This is a genomic window from Sporichthyaceae bacterium (assembly GCA_036493475.1).
In the GTDB taxonomy this organism is placed as follows: Bacteria; Actinomycetota; Actinomycetes; order Sporichthyales; family Sporichthyaceae; genus DASQPJ01.
Genome location: DASXPS010000016.1, coordinates 1 through 17,724, shown reverse-complemented (window position 1 = coordinate 17,724; position 17,724 = coordinate 1). Strand labels below are relative to the sequence as shown.

The window sequence follows — 17,724 nt, the reverse complement described above, 5'->3', positions numbered from 1 at the left end:
CGCCCAGTCCTGCGGTTCGGCACGACCTTGCGACATCCAATGAGCAACACGGGTAGTTCCTGACGACCGCTGAGGTCCGCCCGGCATCGCGCCGGGCGGGCCTCCATCGTGCTCAGCATGGCCGCAAAGAGTCAGAACATTGCGTTCCTGGTCGCCCTCGCGTTCGCGGTCGCGGCGTCGGCCAGGCCGGGGCGGGGAAGGCAAGCGTGCCCTGAGGTTCCAGCCTCGCGTCGTCCTGACCACCACCGTGCCTGAAAGGCGGGCCCGCGCAGTCTGCGGCAAGCTGAGACAAATTTAACAACGACCGTTCGTCGCACGATCAGCGGTGATGCGGCGGGCAATTCCGGCCGCCCATCGCACGGATCGGCCGGGCGTCGTTTGGCCGCTACGACGAAGTTGTTCACGCTCCGTGCTGGCTCATAGGGTTTTTTACGCACCGAGCACCGCTCCGTCTCTCAGTGATTGCGCGAGCTTCGGCTGGCTGCCGCTGGTGTTTCGTCGCCGTGATCCCGGCTGGACGGCTCAACTTCATTCCCGACCCCGAGGAGTGCGTGTCATGGCTGTGCCGAACGATGACCGACCCGTCACTGTGATGTCGAGCCCGGTCGCTGATCCTGCCCCGCTGGGGCTTGGCGCTTTTGCGTTGACCACGTTCCTGCTCTCCGCCAAGAACGCCACCTGGACGGACGGCACCGACGCCTGGCTGGGATACGCGTTCGCCTACGGCGGATTGATCCAGCTGTTGGCCGGCATGTGGGAGTTCCGCAACCGCAACGTCTTCGGCGCCACCGCGTTCTCCACCTACGGTGGGTTCTGGATCGGCCTGGGGCTGTACGTGAAGCTGGTGGCGCCGAGCGCCAAGAGCGCCACGCAGGTGTCCAACGACCTGGGCTGGATACTCCTGGCCTTCGCGATCTTCAACACCTACATGCTGATCTGGGCCACGCAAGTGAACCTGGCCGTGTTCACCGTCTTCCTCATCCTGGAAGTGACGGAGATCTGCCTGTTCATGTCCGAGTTCAACGGCAACCACAACCTCCACAAGCTCGGCGGATACCTCGGCATTGTCACCGCTGCGGCGGCCTGGTATACCTCCGCGGCCGGCGTCATCAACGGGATGAAGGGCGTTCCGGTCCTCCCGGTCGGCAAGCCCATGGAGTTCCTCTCCCCGAGCGGCGCGCACGCGGGCGCGCTCGCGGACTGACCTTCCGTCAGTTTTCGACCCAGAGCCCGGGTCGCCTTCCATTGGGAGGCGACCCGGGCAACGCCCGTCACCTATGCAGATCTGCAGCGTGAACGCGGAGGGCGAGGATGGATACATGGCGATGGTGCGCGGCGGCGGGGTAGCGCAAGCGCCCCCTCGGGGGGAGAGGATTTACGCCATCCTCGACCTGCTGCGCGTGATCACGGCAGAGCGGCCCGAGTTGTTGACCGGCCCGGTCGCCTCCCTGCACACCCTGGATGCCACCGGTCGGTCGGACTACATCCGATCGTTGCGGGCGTTGTTCGACCACCAGGGTGATGTTCCCCGGGCAGCCAAGGCGTTGTCCCTGCACCCGAACACACTGCGGTACCGGTTGCGACGGATGCGCGAACTCACCGGGCTGAACCTGGCCGATCCGATCGAACGGCTGGTCGCCGAGCTTCAGTTGCGCATCCTGTTCCCGGGTGTGGGCGCGGTCGTCTGATTCAGCGGGCCCAGTCGCCCCGGTCCAGGGTCAAGCTCTCCGGCACGTGTAGGCGGACCATGATGCGGTGGAGGTTCGACGGGACGTGACGGGGCGTCAGTAACGAGACGCCGATCATCACCCCGAATGCCGCGGGCACCGTGATCGCGGCCGGTTGGGCGAGTAGCACGCCGGTCCAGCCCCGGTAGGGCCCGCCGAGAATCGTGGCCAGCACCGCCGAGCCGGCCAACAGACCGCCGGTGATCATGCCGGCCGCTGCCCCGACGGTGGACAACCTGCGCCACCACACGCCGAGCACAAGCAACGGGCAGAACGTCGAGGCGGCCACCGCGAAGGCCAGACTGACGGCGTTGCCGACCGGCAGGCCGCCGGCGGCCAGCGCCAAACAGAACGGAACGACAATCGCCGGCACGGCGGCCAGCCGAAACGTCCGCACTCCGCCTGCCCTGAACAGGTCCTGGGAGATCACCGCCGCGGCCGACATGGTCAACCCCGCGGCCGTGGACAGGAATGCCGCGAACGCGCCTGCCGTGACCAGGGCGGAGAGAACACGACCGCCGGTGCCTCCGATCATCCGCAGCGGTAAGTCCAGCACCACCGAGTCCACCCGTCCGGTCGTCAGCAGATCCGGCGCGTAGATGCGGCCGAGCGCGCCGAACAGTGTCGGTGCCAGATAGAACAGACCCAGCAGCATGAGGACGGACAGCGTCGTGCGGCGAGCCGCGCGCCCGTCGGGGTTGGTGTAGAAGCGCACCAGGATGTGCGGCAGACCCATGGTGCCCAGCAGTGTGGCGATGATCAGTGAGTACGTCGCGAACAGGGAATGTTCCCGGCCACTGGACAGCGGCTTCGCCCAGACCGCGTCGGACGTCAACGGCAGGTCGGTGCTGACCGGAACCGCGGCGCCCTGATTGAACTCCAGCCGGGTCCCGGCGCTGACCTTGTGCTCGCCATGACCGAGGCGGAGCGGCGCATCGACGTAGGAAACGTTGTCGACCGTGCCGGAAACCCGCGGCGTCACCGCATGTGCCACCCGGATCTCCAGGTCGCCGGGTGCGGTGACCACCGTGTGCTGCCGGAAGTGCGGCGTCGCGTTGCTTGTCAATGCCGGCGACCCGTGGGAGTGCCAGCTGATGGCCAGAAAGACCGCGGGAATGAGAATCGCGGTGATCTTGAGCCAGTACTGGAAGGCCTGCACGAAGGTGATGGAGCGCATCCCCCCGGACGCGACCGTGCTGATGACCACCACGGCGACGACCAGTTCGCCCGCCCAGCGCGGTGCCCCGGTCACGGTGCGCAGGGTGAGTCCTGCCCCCTGGAATTGCGGCATCAGGTACAGCCAACAGATCAGCACCACCAGCAGGCTGGCCAGCGCGCGCAGCCGGGTCGAGGACAGGCGTAGTTCGGTGAAGTCGGGCAGCGTGTAGACCCCGGAGCGGCGCAGCGGCGCGGCGACCAACGCGAGCATCATCAGGTAGCCACCGGTAAAGCCGACCGGCAGCCACAGCATGTCGACGCCGTAGGCCAGGATCAGCCCGGCGACGCCGAGGAAGGACGCGGCAGAGAGGTACTCCCCGCTGATCGCGGAGGCATTCCACAGCGGCGTGACCGTCCGTGACGCGACGTAGAAGTCCGAGGTCGTGCGGGAGATGCGCAGCCCGAACGCACCGATCGTTGCGCTGAGCGCGACCACGATGACGATCGCGGCTACGCCGTAACTGCTGTTCACCTGCGCTCGACCAGCGCCACGAAGTTGCCCTCGTTGTGTTCGGCCGCGCGTACGTAGGCCCAACCGCCGGCGGCCAGGGCGGGGTAGGCGAGCAGCCCCAGGGTCAGCCACGGCAGCTCAAGGCCGAGCACCCGCGCCGACCGTGCCGCCGGCCACAGTGCGAACAGCAGCGGCAGGCCGCCCCCGACCAACACCACGGCGACGCAAACCGTCAGCGCGAGTCGTAGTTGGGTGCGGATCAGCGAACGCAGGTACACCTCACCGATCGTGGTCTGCTCGTCCAGGTCCAACACGCCACGTTGGGTTGCCCCCGGCACCGCCCTGGTGCGGGGGCCGGTGACCACGACCCGACGGGAGCGGTCGACCTCTCTGGTCACTCCTCGGGCCCCCCGGTCCAGGGCCGGGCACGTCGGATCAGCAGCTCGCGAAGCGCGCGGGTGTGCCGCCGGCTCACCGCAAGTTCCACGGTGCCCAGCATGACGCTGCCCTGCTCTGCGCTGAGTCTGACCTCGGTGATGTGGGCGAGTGAGACCAGATAGCTGCGATGGATGCGAATGAAACCGGCATGGGCCCAGCGCTCCTCGAGCGTGCCCATCGGCACCCGCAGCAGGTGGGTGGCCGACTCGGTGTGCAGGCGGGCGTAGTCGCCGTGGGATTCCACGTAGCGCACGTCGCGCAGCGCGATGAAGCGCGTCACTCCGGCGAGTTCGACCGGAATCGTTGTCTCGTCCGCCACGTGCGGCACTTCCGGGACCAACTGCGCTGCGGGAGCCGCCGAGGTGACCGAGACCAGCCGGCGGATGGCCTCGGCCAGCCGGCGCGGATGGATCGGCTTGAGCACGTAATCCACGGCGTTGAGCTCGAAGGCGTCCACAGCGTGGTCCTCGAAGGCGGTCACGAAGACCACCGGCGGCGGGTCGCGAAACCGGGCGAGGATCCCGGCCAACTCCACCCCGGACAGTCCCGGCATGTGGATGTCGAGGAACACCCCGTCGACGTCGTGCTGCTGCAGTACGCGCAGCGCTTCCGCGCCACTCTCGGCACTGAGCACCTCGCCGATGTTGCTGTCCTCGCGCAGCAGGTACACGAGCTCGGACAGAGCCGGGGCCTCATCGTCAACGACCAGCACGGTCAGGCCGGTCGGCTGGGTCATGCGTGCACCCCGGGCTGGAACTTCGGCACCCGCAGGCTGACCTTGGTGCCCGCGCCGGGGGCGGTGGCCACGGTGAGTCCGTACGGGTCGCCGAAGATCTTGCGCAAACGTTCGTCGACGTTGCCCAACCCGACGCTGTCCGTGCCGGGCTCACCGGACAGCGCTGCGCGCACCCGTTCCGGAGCCATGCCCAGCCCGTCGTCCTCGACGCTGATCAGGCAGTCGGCACCGGCGTCCTCGGCCAGGATCGTGACGGTGCCCTCGCCCTCCTTGTTCTCCAGCCCGTGCCGCACTGCGTTCTCCACCAGCGGCTGCAAACACAGGAACGGCATCGACACGGCAAGGACCTCCGGTGCCACCCGCAATGTGACATGCAGCCGATCGCCGAACCGGGCTTGCTCCAGCTGGAGGTAGCCGTTGATGGCCCGCAGCTCGTCGGCGAGCGTGGTGAAATCGCCGGATCGCCGGAAGGTGTAGCGGGTGAAATCCGCGAACTCCAGCAGCAGTTCCCGGGCCCGGTTGGGGTCGGTCCGGACGAACGAGGCGATCGCGTTCAGCGAGTTGTAGATGAAGTGGGGGGAGATCTGGGCCCGCAGCGCGCGGATCTCGGCCTCGGCCAGCCTGGTCCGGCTGGCGTCCAGCTCGGCCAGCTCCAGCTGTCCGGACACCCAGTGCCCGACCTCGTCGACGGCCCGAATCAGGCCGGCGGAGCTGGACTCGACGTAGGCACTCAACGTGCCGATGACCGCCTCGCCGGAGACCAGTGGGGTGATCACCACCGCGCGGATAGCGCTGGTGTAGTCCGTCGTCTCCAGCACGTGGGAGCGGCCGGTGCTCATCACCGCCTGCGCATGCTCAGTGGCGGACTTGGCCCATCCGTCCTGCCCGTCGCCGTCCCAGGCGAGCAGGCGCTCCCCGTCAGTAAGCGCGACGGCCCGACTGCCCAGCAAGGCTCGCAAGTGCTTGGCGGCCTTCGTGGCACCGGCCTCGGTGAGGCCGGCACGCAGGGCCGGTGAGGCCAGCGAAGCCAGGTGCAGGGTTTCGAAGCTGGCCAGGTCCGCGCGGGTACCCAGGGCCGGGCGCCAGCCCGCGAACCGGCGCAGGCCCACGACCGTGGCGGCCACCAGGAGCACGGCGAGCACGCCCGCCAGGAAGCCCGTGATGTTGCCCACGCCCGCACCCTAGTTGTCCGGGCAAAGCCCTGGTGAGTAGCTGGGTGGTCCGCCGACGGATGGCGGTAGCGGTACCGGCCGCGTTCATTGTGACCAAGGTAGGAATCCGATACTGTCCGCGCACCTGCTGGCAGGAGAATCCATGGACGTCAAATTCCTGGACCGTGCGCGCATCGTCGCCCCACCTGGCTGGAGTCGTTGGCTGATTCCGCCCGCGGCCCTGTCCATCCATCTGGCCATCGGTCAGGTCTACGCCTGGAGTGTGTTCAAAAAACCTCTCGCGGCGACGATGCTGACCCACAGCCATCACCCGGGCACGCTGACCGCGTTGCCCTTCCAGCTGGCGATTGTGATGCTCGGTGTCTCCTCCGCGCTGTTCGGTCGGTGGGTGGAAGACCGGGGTCCCCGCTGGGCGATGTCGACCTCGGCCATCTTCTTCGTCTCGGGTCTGGCGGTCACCGCGTTGGCGGTGGCGATCGACCAGTACTGGCTGGTCGTGATCGGGTACGGCTTCATCGGCGGCATCGGTCTGGGCATCGGCTACATCTCCCCGGTGTCGACGCTGATCAAATGGTTCCCGGACCGTCCCGGGTTGGCCACCGGGATCGCGATCATGGGCTTCGGCGGCGGCGCGCTGATCGCCTCCCCGCTCAGCACCGAATTGCTGCAGCACTTCCATGGCATCGCGCCGGACGCCACCAAGCACGGGATAGCGCAGACCTTCCTGGTGCTCGCCATCTGCTACGCGGTGTTCATGTCCATGGGTTCGCTGCTGGTTCGGGTGCCCGCGCCGGGCTGGCAGGCGCCGGCCGCCCCACCTCTACGGGTGCGCCCGATGGTCAGCTCGAGGAGTGTGTCCGCGGCCAACGCGATCAAGACCCCGCAGTTCTGGCTGCTCTGGGTGGTGCTGTGCTTCAACGTCACCGCGGGCATCGGTGTCCTGGAGCGGGCGGCGCCGATCTATCAGGACTTCTTCCCGAACGCCTCGTCGGCCAAGAACCTGGTGGCGGCCGCCGCCGGCTTCGTGGCGATCCTGTCGCTGTCCAATGCGATGGGACGGATCCTGTGGTCGTTCAGCTCGGACTACCTGGGCCGCAAGAACATGTACCGGATCTATCTCGGGGTCGGCGCGCTGCTGTACCTCTACATCCTGCTGGCGAAGGACAACAACAAGACGCTGTTCATCATCGCCTGCATGGTGATTCTGTCCTTCTACGGTGCGGGTTTCTCCACCGTTCCGGCCTACCTCAAGGACCTGTTCGGCACCTACCAGGTCGGCGCGATCCACGGCCGACTACTGACGGCTTGGTCCGTGGCCGGGGTGCTCGGACCACTGATCATCAACCACGTCGCCGATGACCGGATCAACAGTGGCCACAAGGGTTCATCCATCTACACCCCGTCGTGGACGGTCATGATCGGGCTGCTGATCATTGCCTTCGTGTGCAACGAGCTGATCCGTCCGGTCAACGCGCGCTTCCATGAGCCCGCCGGGGCGGACGCAGCGGCGGACGCCAAGGTTCCGACGCAACCAGGGGTGACGGCATGAGCAGCGAAGCGACACCGCGTATCGACCAACGGTTGCTGATCCTGCTGACCTGGATCTGGGTCGGGGTGCCGTTCGGCTACGGCATCTATCAGCTCTCGCACAAGATCCACGCGTTGTTCTCCAGCTGACCCGGAGCTAGTGGTCCGTTTTCGTGGTTATCAGGCGCAGCACGGTGTCGCTGATGCCGTGGGCCAGGTCCAGGTAGAAGCCGCGGCCGACGTCCAGGAAGGCGTCCTGCGTACTGGTGCCCAGCGCGAGCAGCACCAGGCCCTCGTCGTCGCCGTGAATCGGCACCGTGACCATGGAGGCCACCCCCTGACTGGCCAGCAGGTGTTCGACGAGGGAGTCTGGGTCGCCGCCGATCACGAACCGTGCCGGGTTACCCGCGTGCAGTTCGGCCAGCACGCCGGAGATGATCTGGGAGATGTTCGTCGCGACCGCGGTGCCCACGTCGAAGACGCTGTCGGCCAGTGACCACTTGGCCATGATCGTGATGTGTGGGGCGTCGGTCGGGTGCGAACAGATGGCCCCGTACCAAAGATCGAACCGTGGCCGCAGCACCTGCACCAACGCCGCGAGTGCCGCATCAAGGGTGGCGGCATCGCGCACTGCGTCGGTGGCCGCGCAGACCAGTTCCGTGTCCGAGTTCATCAGCACCCCGACTGAAGGCGTCGTTGCTCTGCGTCCCCCAGCGTAGGCCGATCCGAGCCGCTCGCCCAGAGCAGATCAGGTCGACCATACGGCCCTGGCGGCGGCGGGCACACCGTCGAGATCCCGCTCGCCGAACAGGGCCAACTGCAGGACCGCGCCCGGCACGATGGCCAGGAACAGCTTCGCCAGCGCCGCGGCGTCCACGTCGCTCGGCAGTCGGTGCGCCGACTGCTCACGACCCACGAGTTCGGTCAGGTCCTCCCGGATCCGGCCGAGCAGATCGGTGAATCGCTCGCGCAGCGGGGGAGAGCGCAGCGCCTCGGACCACACCAGGACGGCCATCGCGCCCAGTTGATCATCGCGATTGCGGGCGACAACGGTCCCCAGCACCGAGCTCAACGCCTCACCGAGACCTCCCTCGTGCCGACCGGTGGCCAGCTCGTGGATCAATGACGTCACCGCGCCCAGGTTCTCCTCGGCGATGGCGAGGATGACGTCCTCCTTGCTGGTGAAGTAGCGGTAGAACGAGCCGGAGGAGAGCTGCGACTCGGCGAACAGGTCCTGCATCGAGGTGGCCTGGAAGCCGTTGCGCAGGAAGCAGCGCTTGGCGCCGGCCAGAATCTGCTCACGCCGCGCGTCCCGATGTTCCTGGCTGACCTTGGGCATGCCACCACCCTACTAGAAAACGAACGTTCATCTTGACATGTGTACGTCGGCACGGTTGGCTATATAAGACAACGAACGTTCTTTTTTGGAGGCATCATGCACAACCCACTGGCCCGGCATCCGCCGTGGCGGCAGCTGGTGATCGTGTCCATCGCACTGCCGCTGGTCGTGGTGGCCGCGGTGCTCGCGTTCGCGTGGCCGGCCGCGCGCGTCGCGCCGCGTGACCTCCCCATCGGCGTGGTCGGGGCGACCGCGCAGAGCCAGGCGTTCGTCGCGGGACTGGAGAACGCGCGGCCCGATGGTTTCGACGTTCATCTGTATGCCGACGCCGCCGCGGCCCGGCGGGCGATCGAGCAGCGCGACGTCTACGGCGCTTTCGCGCCGGGCACACAGAACATGCAGGTATTCGAGGCAAGTGCGGCCGGTCCCGCGGTCGCTCAGGTGTTGACCAACGCCGCCACTGACTACGCCGCCCGAGCGGGCGGGACCACCACGGCGACCGACATCGTCCCGCTGTCGCGGCAGGATCCGCGCGGAACCGTGCTGATGGCGGCGCTGCTGCCGCTGACGATCTGCAGCATCCTCATCGCCGGTGGGGTCGGCGTGGTGGTCAGATTCCATACCGCGTGGCGTCAGATCCTCGCGCTGCTGACGGTGTCGGTGGTCGCCGCGACCGGGGTGTACCTCATCGCGCAAACCTGGCTCGGCGCGCTGCCGCACCGGCCGGCGGCCACCTGGTTCGGCCTGGCCTGGACGATCCTCGCGATCAGCAGCGCCACAGCCGGGTTGATCGCGCTGTTGGGCCCGGCCGGCCTGGGATTGTCCGCGGTGCTCATGGTGTTTCTCGGCAACCCGTTCTCCGGCGTCGGCTCGGCCCCGGAGCTACTTCCGCATCCGGTGGGACAACTCGGCCAGTGGCTACCGCCGGGTGCCGCGGTCAGTTTGCTGCGCAGCACCGCGTACTTCGACTGCGCCGGTGCGAATGCTCACCTCGCCGTGCTGATCGCCTGGAGCGTGTTTGGGGTCGCGGCCATCGTGGTGGGTCATCGCGGGCCCATTCGGTTTGCTGCGGCCTCAGCGAAGGCGGGTGCGGGCGCCGGCCCGGCGCAGCCGTTGGTCGGCCTCGCGACGTCTCAACGAGACGATGGGCAGCCCACGGACGCATTGCTTCTTGGCGTCGAACGCGCGTAGCCACACCCCGGCGGCCCATGCGCACTCCTGCTCATCGCGTTCCAATGCCTGCCCCCGGGCCTTGGCGTACGCGTCGAGGAAGTCCTCCGTCTCCGCGATGGTGGCCTCGCCGCCCGGGCCGAGGGCGGGATACGCGGCAGCGGCGAAGCCGACGGCCGCTGCCTCGGTGTCGGCGATGACGCTGTCCCAGTCATGCGCGACCAGAAGTCGGTCACCGGCCCAGCGCAGATTCGCCGCGTACCAGTCCCCATGGGTGACGATCGCCGGCCCGACCCCGGCCTGCAGTCGCGCGCGCGCCGATGCGGCGGCCCGCTCGATCCACGCCGGGCCGGGCAGGCGATTCAGATCCACCGTCAGATCGTCGGCGGCGGGCCACAATCCGGGTTCATCGTGGTCCCAGCGGTTCCAGGCCGGCGCGGGGCGCAACGATTCTGCCGCGGCGCTGGGCGCCAGTTCGACCAGGCGGGCGAAGGCGACCGCGAACGGCTCGGCCGCTCGGCCGGTGTCCGGATACGTCGTGCCGCCCGGTACGTACTGCTCGACCGTGGCCGCGTGACCGTCCAGATCGAGCACCCCGGACAGTGGACGTGGACAAGGGAATTCCCACGCGGCGACCTGCTGCTGCACTCCCACGCACTGGGCCAACCGAGCCGCGTGCGGCCGGACCTTGATCACCACCTCGCGTTCGTCGCGCAGCCGCACCCCGATGACCGCGGCCAAGTGACCGGTCCGGATGAGCTCGATGTCCACCGCGGAGCCCAGCTGGTCGGCGCACCACGCCCGCAATCGATCCGCGGTCACCGTCGGTGTGTGCAACTCCACGGCGACAGTGTGCCCGGTCCGGCCGGTAACGTCGCCGGTTCACCGTGTGGAGGGAACTGCCGTGATCCAACAGTTTGACCGGGACAGTGTCGTGCTGCTCACGCTGGATCGTCCGGAGAAGCACAATGCGTTGAACACCGAGCTCTGCCTCGAGCTGCGGGTCGCGGTGGATGCGGCCCTGGCCGGCGGGGCGCGGGCAATCGTGCTGACCGGGAACGGCCCGAGTTTCTGTTCCGGCGCGGACCTCGATGAGGTGTACACCGCCGATTTCCGCGGCGCGCTGTACGCCCTGCTGCACACCGTGGTGGACGCGCCGGTCCCGGTCATCGCCGCGGTCAACGGGGCGGCCATCGGCGCGGGTACCCAGCTCGCCATCGCCGCGGACTTTCGCGTGGTGGCGCCCACGGCGCGCTTCGGGGTGCCCACCGCCCGGCTCGGTCTGGCCGTGGATCCGTGGACGATCCGACGGCTTGCCCTGCTCGCGGGCAACGGCACCGCCCGGGTGCTGGTGCTGGCCTGTGACCAACTGGACGCACAGCGCGCGCTGGCCGGTGGCCTGGCGGATCGAGCGGGCTCGACCGAGGAGGCGCTGGCGTGGGCCGCCGGTATGGCCGACCTGGCGCCGCTCACCCTGGCCTATTCCAAGCAGGTGCTGAACGACGTCTTCGAGCCCGCGTTGGACGCCGCGCACCTCGACGCGGCCTTCGAGGCGTGCTGGGCCAGTGAGGACTTCGCCGAGGGACGTCGGGCGCGCGCCGAGCGGCGCCCGCCCGTTTTCCGGGGCAAGTGACCCTCAGCCGGTCTCGGCGAGCCGTTTCATGGCCGCGAGGGTCTCGGAAATCCCGCGATGGGCCAGCTCGGTCCGAGCGGCGATCTGCGCCTCGGCGTCGTCGGGGTAGCGATCGTGGAACAGCTTGATCCCGTTGGGCAGGAACTCCCAGGCCTCGGTTAATCGGGTGCCGGTGTCCTCGGGATGCATCGAGTAGACCCAGCGCACCAGCTGGTCACCGACCACCCAGCCGAACTTACGGCCGCGGTCGGCGGCGATCACCGTGCAGTGGGTTTGCCAGGTCCGTTCCGGGAGCACGTTGCGCCCGGTGAAGGCATCGCCGACGGCACCCGTCGCGCCCGGATCCCACCAGCACTCCTTGCAGACCGGGCTCCACTCGCCGGTCCGGGTGACGTCGGAGACCAGGTCGTAGACGGCCTCGGCGGAGGCCTCGATCACGATCGATTCGCTGTGCGTGAGGTCGCTCATGACCCAAAGCCTCGCACGTGCGCCCACTCGGTGCCCTGACGGTACGTCAGTTACGACGTCGTTGAGTTACGGGGTGGACGTCGGTGTGGCAGCGGCGGCCGGCGTCGAGGTCGGCGCGGTGGTGGCCGACGTTGAGCCCGAGGCCGACGGGTTCAGGGGGTCGTTGAAGATCCCCTGCTTGCCCCCCGCGACCCACGCCCGATACGCGTCGATGTATGCCTTGGCCTTCGCCTCGTCGGTGGTGCCGTCGGATGCATTACCCGGCTTGTTGATCGAGTACATGAGCGTGCCCGGCGCGTCACCCGAGGCGTCGTGGGCCACCAGAGCCGGTGCACCCAGCCCGACCTTCGAGGAGTCGTTCCACAGGTAGAAGCTGTTGAGGCCGACGTCCTTGGCCGCCCTGATCTGTGCGGCGACGTCGTCCGCGGAGTAGGGGATCGGCCAGCTGAAGTTCTGGATCCACGGCACGACGCGACAGTCGGTGCCGAGCACCTGCCGGTTGAAGTCCATCAGCGAGCGCTTGACGATCTCGTACGGCTGGTGGACCGGAGAGGACACCGAGTACTCGCCCGGGCCCCAGTGCGACGGGTAGATCATCGGCGAGATGAAGTCCAAATGCGGGGCCATCAGTGAGATGTCCTGCGCGATCAGCGTCGGGGTGAAGGCCGAGACGCCGAACACCGCGGCGCCGAGCTGGGCGCCCGCCGCGTGGATGCGCGGTTCGGCCTTGGCGACGAAGTCCGCGATCGCCTGCGACGGGGTCTTCGAGCCGATGCCCGGGTAGACCTGGCCCTGGTTTTCGGGCTTGCGGATGTAGTCGTACATGATCCCGTCGAAGCCGGCCTTGGCCGCCTCCTCGCCCAGCGCGATGTTGTACTCGATCACGTCGGGGTTGGCGAAGTTGGTGAACGCCGCGGTGCCGTAGCTACCGGCGTTGTAGGCCCCACCCGAGGTGTTCTGGATCAGGTAGTCCATGTGGCCGTTGTTCAGCGCCCACTTGCCCAGCTTCGGGTCGCGGAAGGCGACGATGCGGCCGACCACCTTCGCGCCGAGGGCGTGGATGGTGTCCACGGCCTCCTTGATGTCGTAGCTCTTGTGCACGGTCGTCCCGGCTTGCACGGCCAGCGGGACCTTTGAGTCGTAGCCGACCAGGCCGTCCTCGTCCTTGATGTCGAGCTGGACGGTGTCGAGCTTCTTCTCCTTGATCAGCTCCAGGATCGGCTCGCGTTTCGATGCGTCGGGCCAGTCGTAGGACATGATGTGCGCGGCGCGCACGCCGAAGGTGCTGGTCGAACCGGGATCGGAGACGGTGTCGGCCGGGGCTGAGGTCGCCGCGGGCGTGGAGGAGGCCGCGGGACCGGAGGTTGCCGCAGGGAAAGAGGTGGCGTCCTTCGCCGCGCCACACGCGCTCAGCGGAAGAGCGAGCGCGGCCGCGAGCAGAACGGCTCGGCCGGTGCGGGTCGTGATCCTCGGTCCGGTCATGTCCCAGTCCACCCCGGTAGCGCCCGCGTCCTGAGCGCCGGCTGTGGGAACCAAGGTGGCTCACCCGGGCGCAGTTCGGTGCCCGGCATGCCGCGGCATTACCGGATCGTTGTCGGCCGCGGCCGAGTTGTCCCGGTTCGCTCTGACGGCTGCTCAGCGCAGCTGCCGGGCCTAGCATTGCTCGATGCTTCCTCCTGCGCTGACCGAGCCGGCCGTTACGATCGCCGCTCGGCTGCGGGCCCGCGGCGAGACACTTGCGGTCGCCGAGTCAGCGGCGGGCGGGCTGATCTCGGCGGCGTTGCTCGCCGTTCCCGGCGCCTCGGCATATTTTCGCGGCGGCGTGGTGATCTACACGCTGGACGGGGCCAAGGAGCTGCTGGCCGGTGGCCCGCCGCCGGCGGCCGGGGTGCGCGGCGCGAGTGAGCCCTTCGCCCGGTGGCTGGCTGCTTCGGCGGCCGGGAAACTCGCCGCGGACTGGGGGATCGGGGAGACCGGCGCGGCCGGTCCCAGCGGCAACCCGTACGGCGATCCGGCGGGACATGACTGGGTCGCGGTGCACCCGCCGGATGGCCGAACGTGCGCTCGGCACCTGCTGACCGGGTCCGACGATCGCGCGCAGAACATGCAATCGTTCGCGGCCGCCGGGCTGGCGCTGCTGCTCGAGATCTTGTCCTGATCAGCCTTCGTTGCGGGCATGGTGCGCTGTCACTATGGTCGGACCATTGGCGAGAAGGAGGGCGCGCGGTGGACACGTCGGGTGACGACCCGATCCGGGTGATGCTGGCCAAGATCGGGCTGGACGGACACGACCGCGGGGTGAAGGTCGTGGCCCGCACACTGCGCGACGCGGGCATGGAGGTCATCTACACCGGGTTGCATCGCTCGCCGCAGCAGGTACTCGAAGCTGCGATCCAGGAGGACGTCGATGTGCTGGGCGTGAGCATGCTGTCCGGCGCTCACCTGCCGATCTTCACCAAGCTCTTCGAGCTGATCGGCGAGCTGGACGAACCGCCGCGCTTCGCTGTCGTGGCCGGCGGAGTGATGCCGGACGAGGACGAGATCGAACTGCGTGCGATGGGCGTTGCCGCCGTGCTCGGCCAGGACACGACCCCGGAAACCGTGGTGCAGACGGTACGAAAGCACGCCGCCGAAGCTGCGCGTCGCTGAGCGGAGAAACTGCGATGGAACAGTGGCTGTGGCCGCCGCGGTACGACGAGTCATACCGCCCGGCCGTCGATCAGCGGCACTGGTTTCCCGAACGCGAGACGATGCCGGCCGACCGGCGCGACGAACGGATCGTCGAGCGGATCCGCGACGTGATGACCTACGCCTGGCAGAACTCCGCCTTCTATCAGCGCAAGTGGGATGAGGCGGGGATCCACCCGTCGTCGATCCGCACCCTGGACGACTTCGAGAAGGTGCCGGCGGTTCGCAAGGAGGAGCTGCGGGCCGACCAAGCGGCACACGAGCCGTTCGGCAGCTACCTCTGCGTGCCGGAGTCCGAGGTCAAGCACGTCAACGGCACGTCCGGTACCACCGGACGTCCGACCGCGTTCGGCATCTGCGAACGGGACTGGCGCAGCGTGGCCAACGCGCACGCCCGGGTGATGTGGGCGATGGGTATCCGGCCGCACGACACCGTGCTGGTCGCTTCTCCGCTGAGCCTCTACTGGGGATCGTGGGGTACCTACATCGGTGCCGAGCGCCTCGGCGCCCGGGTGTTCCCGTTCGGCGCCGGCCAGACCGGCCAGACGGTGCGCACCCTGTCCTGGATGCGGCAGATGGGCGTCACGGTCTTCTACGGCACCCCGTCCTACGCCCTGCACCTCGCCGAGGCCGCGCATGCGGAAGGTGTTGATCCGGGCACGCTGGGGTTGACCCGGATGTTTTTCTCCGGTGAACCCGGGGCGAGCGTCCCGTCGATCCGTCAGAAGATCTCCTCCGAGTTTCGTGCTGAGGTGTACGACTGCGGGAGCATGGCGGAGGTCAGCCCGTGGATGCACCTGGGCGGCGCCGGCGGGGGGCCGGGGGTATTTGCCTGGCAGGACCTCGTCTACGCGGAGGTCTGTGACCCGGTCACGCTCAGCCGGGTGCCGTACGGGGCGGAGGGCACGCCGGTGTACACCACCCTGGAGCGCACCAGCCAGCCGATGATCCGACTGGTGTCCAACGACCTCACCCGGTGGGAGGCGCCGTCGATGGAACGCGGCTGGACCTACCCGTTCCTGCCGCGCGGGATCTATGGCCGGATCGACGACATGTTCGTGGTGCGCGGGGAGAACATCTACCCCAGCGCGATCGACGACGTGGTGATGGCCGACCCGGACTACGGCGGCGAACACCGCATCGTGATCTCCCGGGAAACGGCCATGGACACCCTCGTGGTCCAGGTGGAGCACCGAGCCGGCCTCGCCGCGGACTCCCGCGCCGCATGGGCAGGGGGTATCTCCGACCGGTTGCGCACGGTGCTGGGGATCGGTGCGAACGTCGTGCCGGTCGAGGCGAACACCTTCGACCGCACCGAGTTCAAGGCACGCCGGGTCATCGACAACCGGGAGTTGCTGCGCGAGATCGCCGGTGGTGCTTCGTGACGTTCGCCGAACGGGTGATCGCCGGTGATGTGTCGGCCGTCGCGCGCGCGCTGACCCGGATCGAACGGCGCAGCGACGGCGTGAACGAGCTGCTCGCCGAACTGCACAACCGCACCCACGGCGCACAGGTCATCGGAATCACCGGGCCGCCGGGCAGCGGGAAGTCCACGCTGACTTCTCGGCTGACCGCGGAGTTCCGCCGGCGGGATCGCACGGTCGGGGTGATCGCCGTCGATCCGTCGAGCGCCTTCACCGGCGGCGCGATCCTCGGTGACCGGATCCGGATGAGCGAACTGTCCGGGGATCCCGGGGTGTTCGTCCGGTCCGTCGCGACCCGCGGTGCGCTCGGCGGCCTGTCCCGCGCGGTGCTGGACGCCATCACCGTGCTGGACGCGGCCGGCAAGGACGTCATCGTGCTGGAAACGGTGGGCGTCGGGCAGGCCGAGATCGACGTGCTGTCCGCCGCGGGGACCGTCGTGGTGGTGAGCGTGCCCGGCATGGGTGACGACGTACAGGCCAGTAAGGCCGGGCTGCTCGAGATCGCGGATGTGCACGTGGTCAACAAGGCCGACCGCGACGGCGCGCACCGAACCGCGGCCGAGTTGCGGGAGATCGTCAGGCTGACGCCGCACGCCGATGGTGGCTGGCCGACGCCGATCCGGCAGACCGTAGCGTCGACCGGCGACGGCGTTGCCGATCTTGTCGACGTCCTCGACGAGCACCGCCGCTGGTTGGACAGCAGTGGTGAGCGCGTTGGGCGGGAACGCAACAACGCGGCCACCCGTATCCGCTGGCTGGTCGAGGAACTCGTACTGCACCGCTTGCGTCCCGGCAATGTCGACTTCGACGCGGCCGTCGACGCCGTCGTCGCCCGCCGTACCGACCCCGCGGCGGCCGCGCGCGAACTCGTCCGGTCGCTGCGGCCCTGACAGGAGGAGACAGATGACCTTCGAAACCCACGGCCGGTTGACCGACGATGCCCTGGTCCGGCTCGTCCAGCAGGAGCTGGCGGACTGGGAGGCCGCCGAGCTCGCCGAGTTCACCCGGCGAGCCCCCGAGTCCAGACCGGAATACCGCACCGGCAGTGGCATGCCGGTGAAGCGCGTCTACACCCCCGCCGATCTCCCCGCCGACTGGTCGGAGATCGGGCTGCCGGGCCGCTACCCGTACACCCGCGGGCCGTATCCGACGATGTATCGGGGCCGGGTCTGGACGATGCGTCAGATCGCGGGCTTCGGGCAGGCGGAGGAGACAAACCAGCGCTTCCGCTACCTGATCGCGCAGGGCCAGACCGGTTTGTCGGTCGACTTCGACATGCCCACGCTGATGGGCCTGGACAGCGACGACCCGATGAGCCAGGGCGAGGTCGGTCGCGAGGGAGTCGCCATCGACACGGTGGCGGACATGGCGGCGTTGTTCGACGGCATCGACCTCGAGCAGATCAGTGTCTCGATGACGATCAACCCCTCGGCCTGGATCCTGCTCGCGATGTACGTCGCGGTAGCCGAAGATCGAGGACTGGACCTGAACAAGCTCTCCGGGACGATCCAGAACGACATCCTCAAGGAATACGTGGCGCAGAAGGAGTGGATCTTCCCGGTCCGCCCCAGCATGCGCATCGTCCGCGACACGATCGTCTACTGCGCCGAGCACATGGCCCGCTACAACCCGGTCAACATCAGCGGCTACCACATCAGCGAGGCCGGGGCGAACGCGCTGCAGGAGATCGCCTTCACGATGGCGATCACCCGCGCGTACCTGGAGGACGTCGT

At 68.4% G+C, this 17,724-nt stretch carries 20 protein-coding genes; 11 read left to right on the top strand and 9 right to left on the bottom strand.

The genetic code is table 11. From position 1 onward, the window contains the following. Positions 1-556: 556 nt before the first annotated feature. Together VGJ14_01710 and VGJ14_01705 are read left to right on the top strand one after the other, a co-directional pair. Positions 557-1,204 carry an acetate uptake transporter gene (locus VGJ14_01710; protein HEY2831114.1) on the top strand — a complete coding sequence of 216 codons (648 nt, stop codon included), beginning with the start codon at positions 557-559 and terminating at the stop codon, positions 1,202-1,204. A gap of 115 nt (positions 1,205-1,319) precedes the next feature. Then, entirely contained in the window at positions 1,320-1,688 is a 369-nt protein-coding gene (locus tag VGJ14_01705) for a helix-turn-helix domain-containing protein (protein HEY2831113.1), read from the top strand. Between the two features lies 1 nt (position 1,689). On the opposite strand, the gene VGJ14_01700 is transcribed toward VGJ14_01705, so the two are convergent. The 4 genes from VGJ14_01700 to VGJ14_01685 are packed head-to-tail and all read right to left on the bottom strand — an operon-like array spanning position 1,690 to position 5,742. Next, complete coding sequence (locus VGJ14_01700; protein ID HEY2831112.1) at positions 1,690-3,417, bottom strand: cation acetate symporter; 1,728 nt, start codon at positions 3,415-3,417, stop codon at positions 1,690-1,692. Then, positions 3,414-3,794: a hypothetical protein gene (locus tag VGJ14_01695; protein HEY2831111.1), complete on the bottom strand. Its 381-nt coding sequence runs from the start codon at positions 3,792-3,794 to the stop codon at positions 3,414-3,416. Before VGJ14_01695 ends, VGJ14_01700 begins: the two co-directional genes overlap by 4 nt. Next, the gene (locus tag VGJ14_01690; protein ID HEY2831110.1) at positions 3,791-4,570 is read right to left on the bottom strand and encodes a LytTR family DNA-binding domain-containing protein; all 780 of its coding nucleotides are present in this window, start codon (positions 4,568-4,570) and stop codon (positions 3,791-3,793) included. Before VGJ14_01690 ends, VGJ14_01695 begins: the two co-directional genes overlap by 4 nt. Then, positions 4,567-5,742 carry a histidine kinase gene (locus VGJ14_01685; protein HEY2831109.1) on the bottom strand — a complete coding sequence of 392 codons (1,176 nt, stop codon included), beginning with the start codon at positions 5,740-5,742 and terminating at the stop codon, positions 4,567-4,569. Before VGJ14_01685 ends, VGJ14_01690 begins: the two co-directional genes overlap by 4 nt. Before the next feature lie 142 nt (positions 5,743-5,884). Between VGJ14_01685 and VGJ14_01680 the strand changes: the two genes are divergently transcribed. Together VGJ14_01680 and VGJ14_01675 are read left to right on the top strand one after the other, a co-directional pair. Then, positions 5,885-7,291 (top strand): OFA family MFS transporter, encoded by a 1,407-nt coding sequence (locus tag VGJ14_01680; protein ID HEY2831108.1) that lies wholly within the window; start codon positions 5,885-5,887, stop codon positions 7,289-7,291. Further along, positions 7,288-7,419, top strand: coding sequence for a hypothetical protein (locus tag VGJ14_01675; GenBank protein ID HEY2831107.1), 132 nt, complete (start codon positions 7,288-7,290; stop codon positions 7,417-7,419). The genes VGJ14_01680 and VGJ14_01675 overlap by 4 nt, the downstream gene beginning before the upstream one ends. A 7-nt stretch (positions 7,420-7,426) precedes the next feature. Here VGJ14_01675 and VGJ14_01670 read toward each other — a convergent pair whose 3' ends face one another. Both VGJ14_01670 and VGJ14_01665 read right to left on the bottom strand, forming a co-directional pair. Further along, the gene (locus tag VGJ14_01670; protein ID HEY2831106.1) at positions 7,427-7,942 is read right to left on the bottom strand and encodes a hypothetical protein; all 516 of its coding nucleotides are present in this window, start codon (positions 7,940-7,942) and stop codon (positions 7,427-7,429) included. Positions 7,943-8,017: 75 nt separating this feature from the next. Next, positions 8,018-8,608 carry a TetR/AcrR family transcriptional regulator gene (locus VGJ14_01665; protein HEY2831105.1) on the bottom strand — a complete coding sequence of 197 codons (591 nt, stop codon included), beginning with the start codon at positions 8,606-8,608 and terminating at the stop codon, positions 8,018-8,020. Between the two features lie 96 nt (positions 8,609-8,704). On the opposite strand from VGJ14_01665, the gene VGJ14_01660 reads away from it, so the two are divergent. After that, positions 8,705-9,799, top strand: a complete 1,095-nt coding sequence (locus VGJ14_01660) for a hypothetical protein (protein HEY2831104.1) — start codon at positions 8,705-8,707, stop codon at positions 9,797-9,799. On the opposite strand, the gene VGJ14_01655 is transcribed toward VGJ14_01660, so the two are convergent. Next, positions 9,683-10,621, bottom strand: a complete 939-nt coding sequence (locus VGJ14_01655; protein ID HEY2831103.1) for a phosphotransferase — start codon at positions 10,619-10,621, stop codon at positions 9,683-9,685. The two genes, VGJ14_01660 and VGJ14_01655, sit on opposite strands and share 117 nt — an antisense overlap. A gap of 61 nt (positions 10,622-10,682) precedes the next feature. Here VGJ14_01655 and VGJ14_01650 point away from each other — a divergent pair, with 61 nt between their 5' ends. Then, positions 10,683-11,411 (top strand): enoyl-CoA hydratase, encoded by a 729-nt coding sequence (locus tag VGJ14_01650; GenBank protein ID HEY2831102.1) that lies wholly within the window; start codon positions 10,683-10,685, stop codon positions 11,409-11,411. 3 nt (positions 11,412-11,414) lie between these two features. On the opposite strand, the gene VGJ14_01645 is transcribed toward VGJ14_01650, so the two are convergent. Both VGJ14_01645 and VGJ14_01640 read right to left on the bottom strand, forming a co-directional pair. Then, a complete protein-coding gene (locus VGJ14_01645) occupies positions 11,415-11,879 on the bottom strand; it encodes an SRPBCC family protein (protein HEY2831101.1) in 465 nt (154 codons plus the stop codon). 66 nt (positions 11,880-11,945) lie between these two features. Next, the gene (locus tag VGJ14_01640) at positions 11,946-13,415 is read right to left on the bottom strand and encodes a putative glycoside hydrolase (GenBank protein HEY2831100.1); all 1,470 of its coding nucleotides are present in this window, start codon (positions 13,413-13,415) and stop codon (positions 11,946-11,948) included. Between the two features lie 130 nt (positions 13,416-13,545). Between VGJ14_01640 and VGJ14_01635 the strand changes: the two genes are divergently transcribed. From VGJ14_01635 to VGJ14_01615, 5 genes are all read left to right on the top strand, one after another. Continuing rightward, positions 13,546-14,037, top strand: a complete 492-nt coding sequence (locus VGJ14_01635) for a CinA family protein (protein HEY2831099.1) — start codon at positions 13,546-13,548, stop codon at positions 14,035-14,037. 68 nt (positions 14,038-14,105) lie between these two features. Then, positions 14,106-14,528 carry a cobalamin B12-binding domain-containing protein gene (locus tag VGJ14_01630; GenBank protein HEY2831098.1) on the top strand — a complete coding sequence of 141 codons (423 nt, stop codon included), beginning with the start codon at positions 14,106-14,108 and terminating at the stop codon, positions 14,526-14,528. Between the two features lie 14 nt (positions 14,529-14,542). Continuing rightward, positions 14,543-15,952 carry an AMP-binding protein gene (locus VGJ14_01625; protein HEY2831097.1) on the top strand — a complete coding sequence of 470 codons (1,410 nt, stop codon included), beginning with the start codon at positions 14,543-14,545 and terminating at the stop codon, positions 15,950-15,952. Beyond that, a complete protein-coding gene (gene meaB / locus VGJ14_01620; GenBank protein HEY2831096.1) occupies positions 15,949-16,881 on the top strand; it encodes a methylmalonyl Co-A mutase-associated GTPase MeaB in 933 nt (310 codons plus the stop codon). The genes VGJ14_01625 and meaB overlap by 4 nt, the downstream gene beginning before the upstream one ends. A gap of 13 nt (positions 16,882-16,894) precedes the next feature. Next, positions 16,895-17,724: methylmalonyl-CoA mutase family protein (locus tag VGJ14_01615; protein HEY2831095.1), on the top strand; the 830-nt coding region annotated here is incomplete at its 3' end.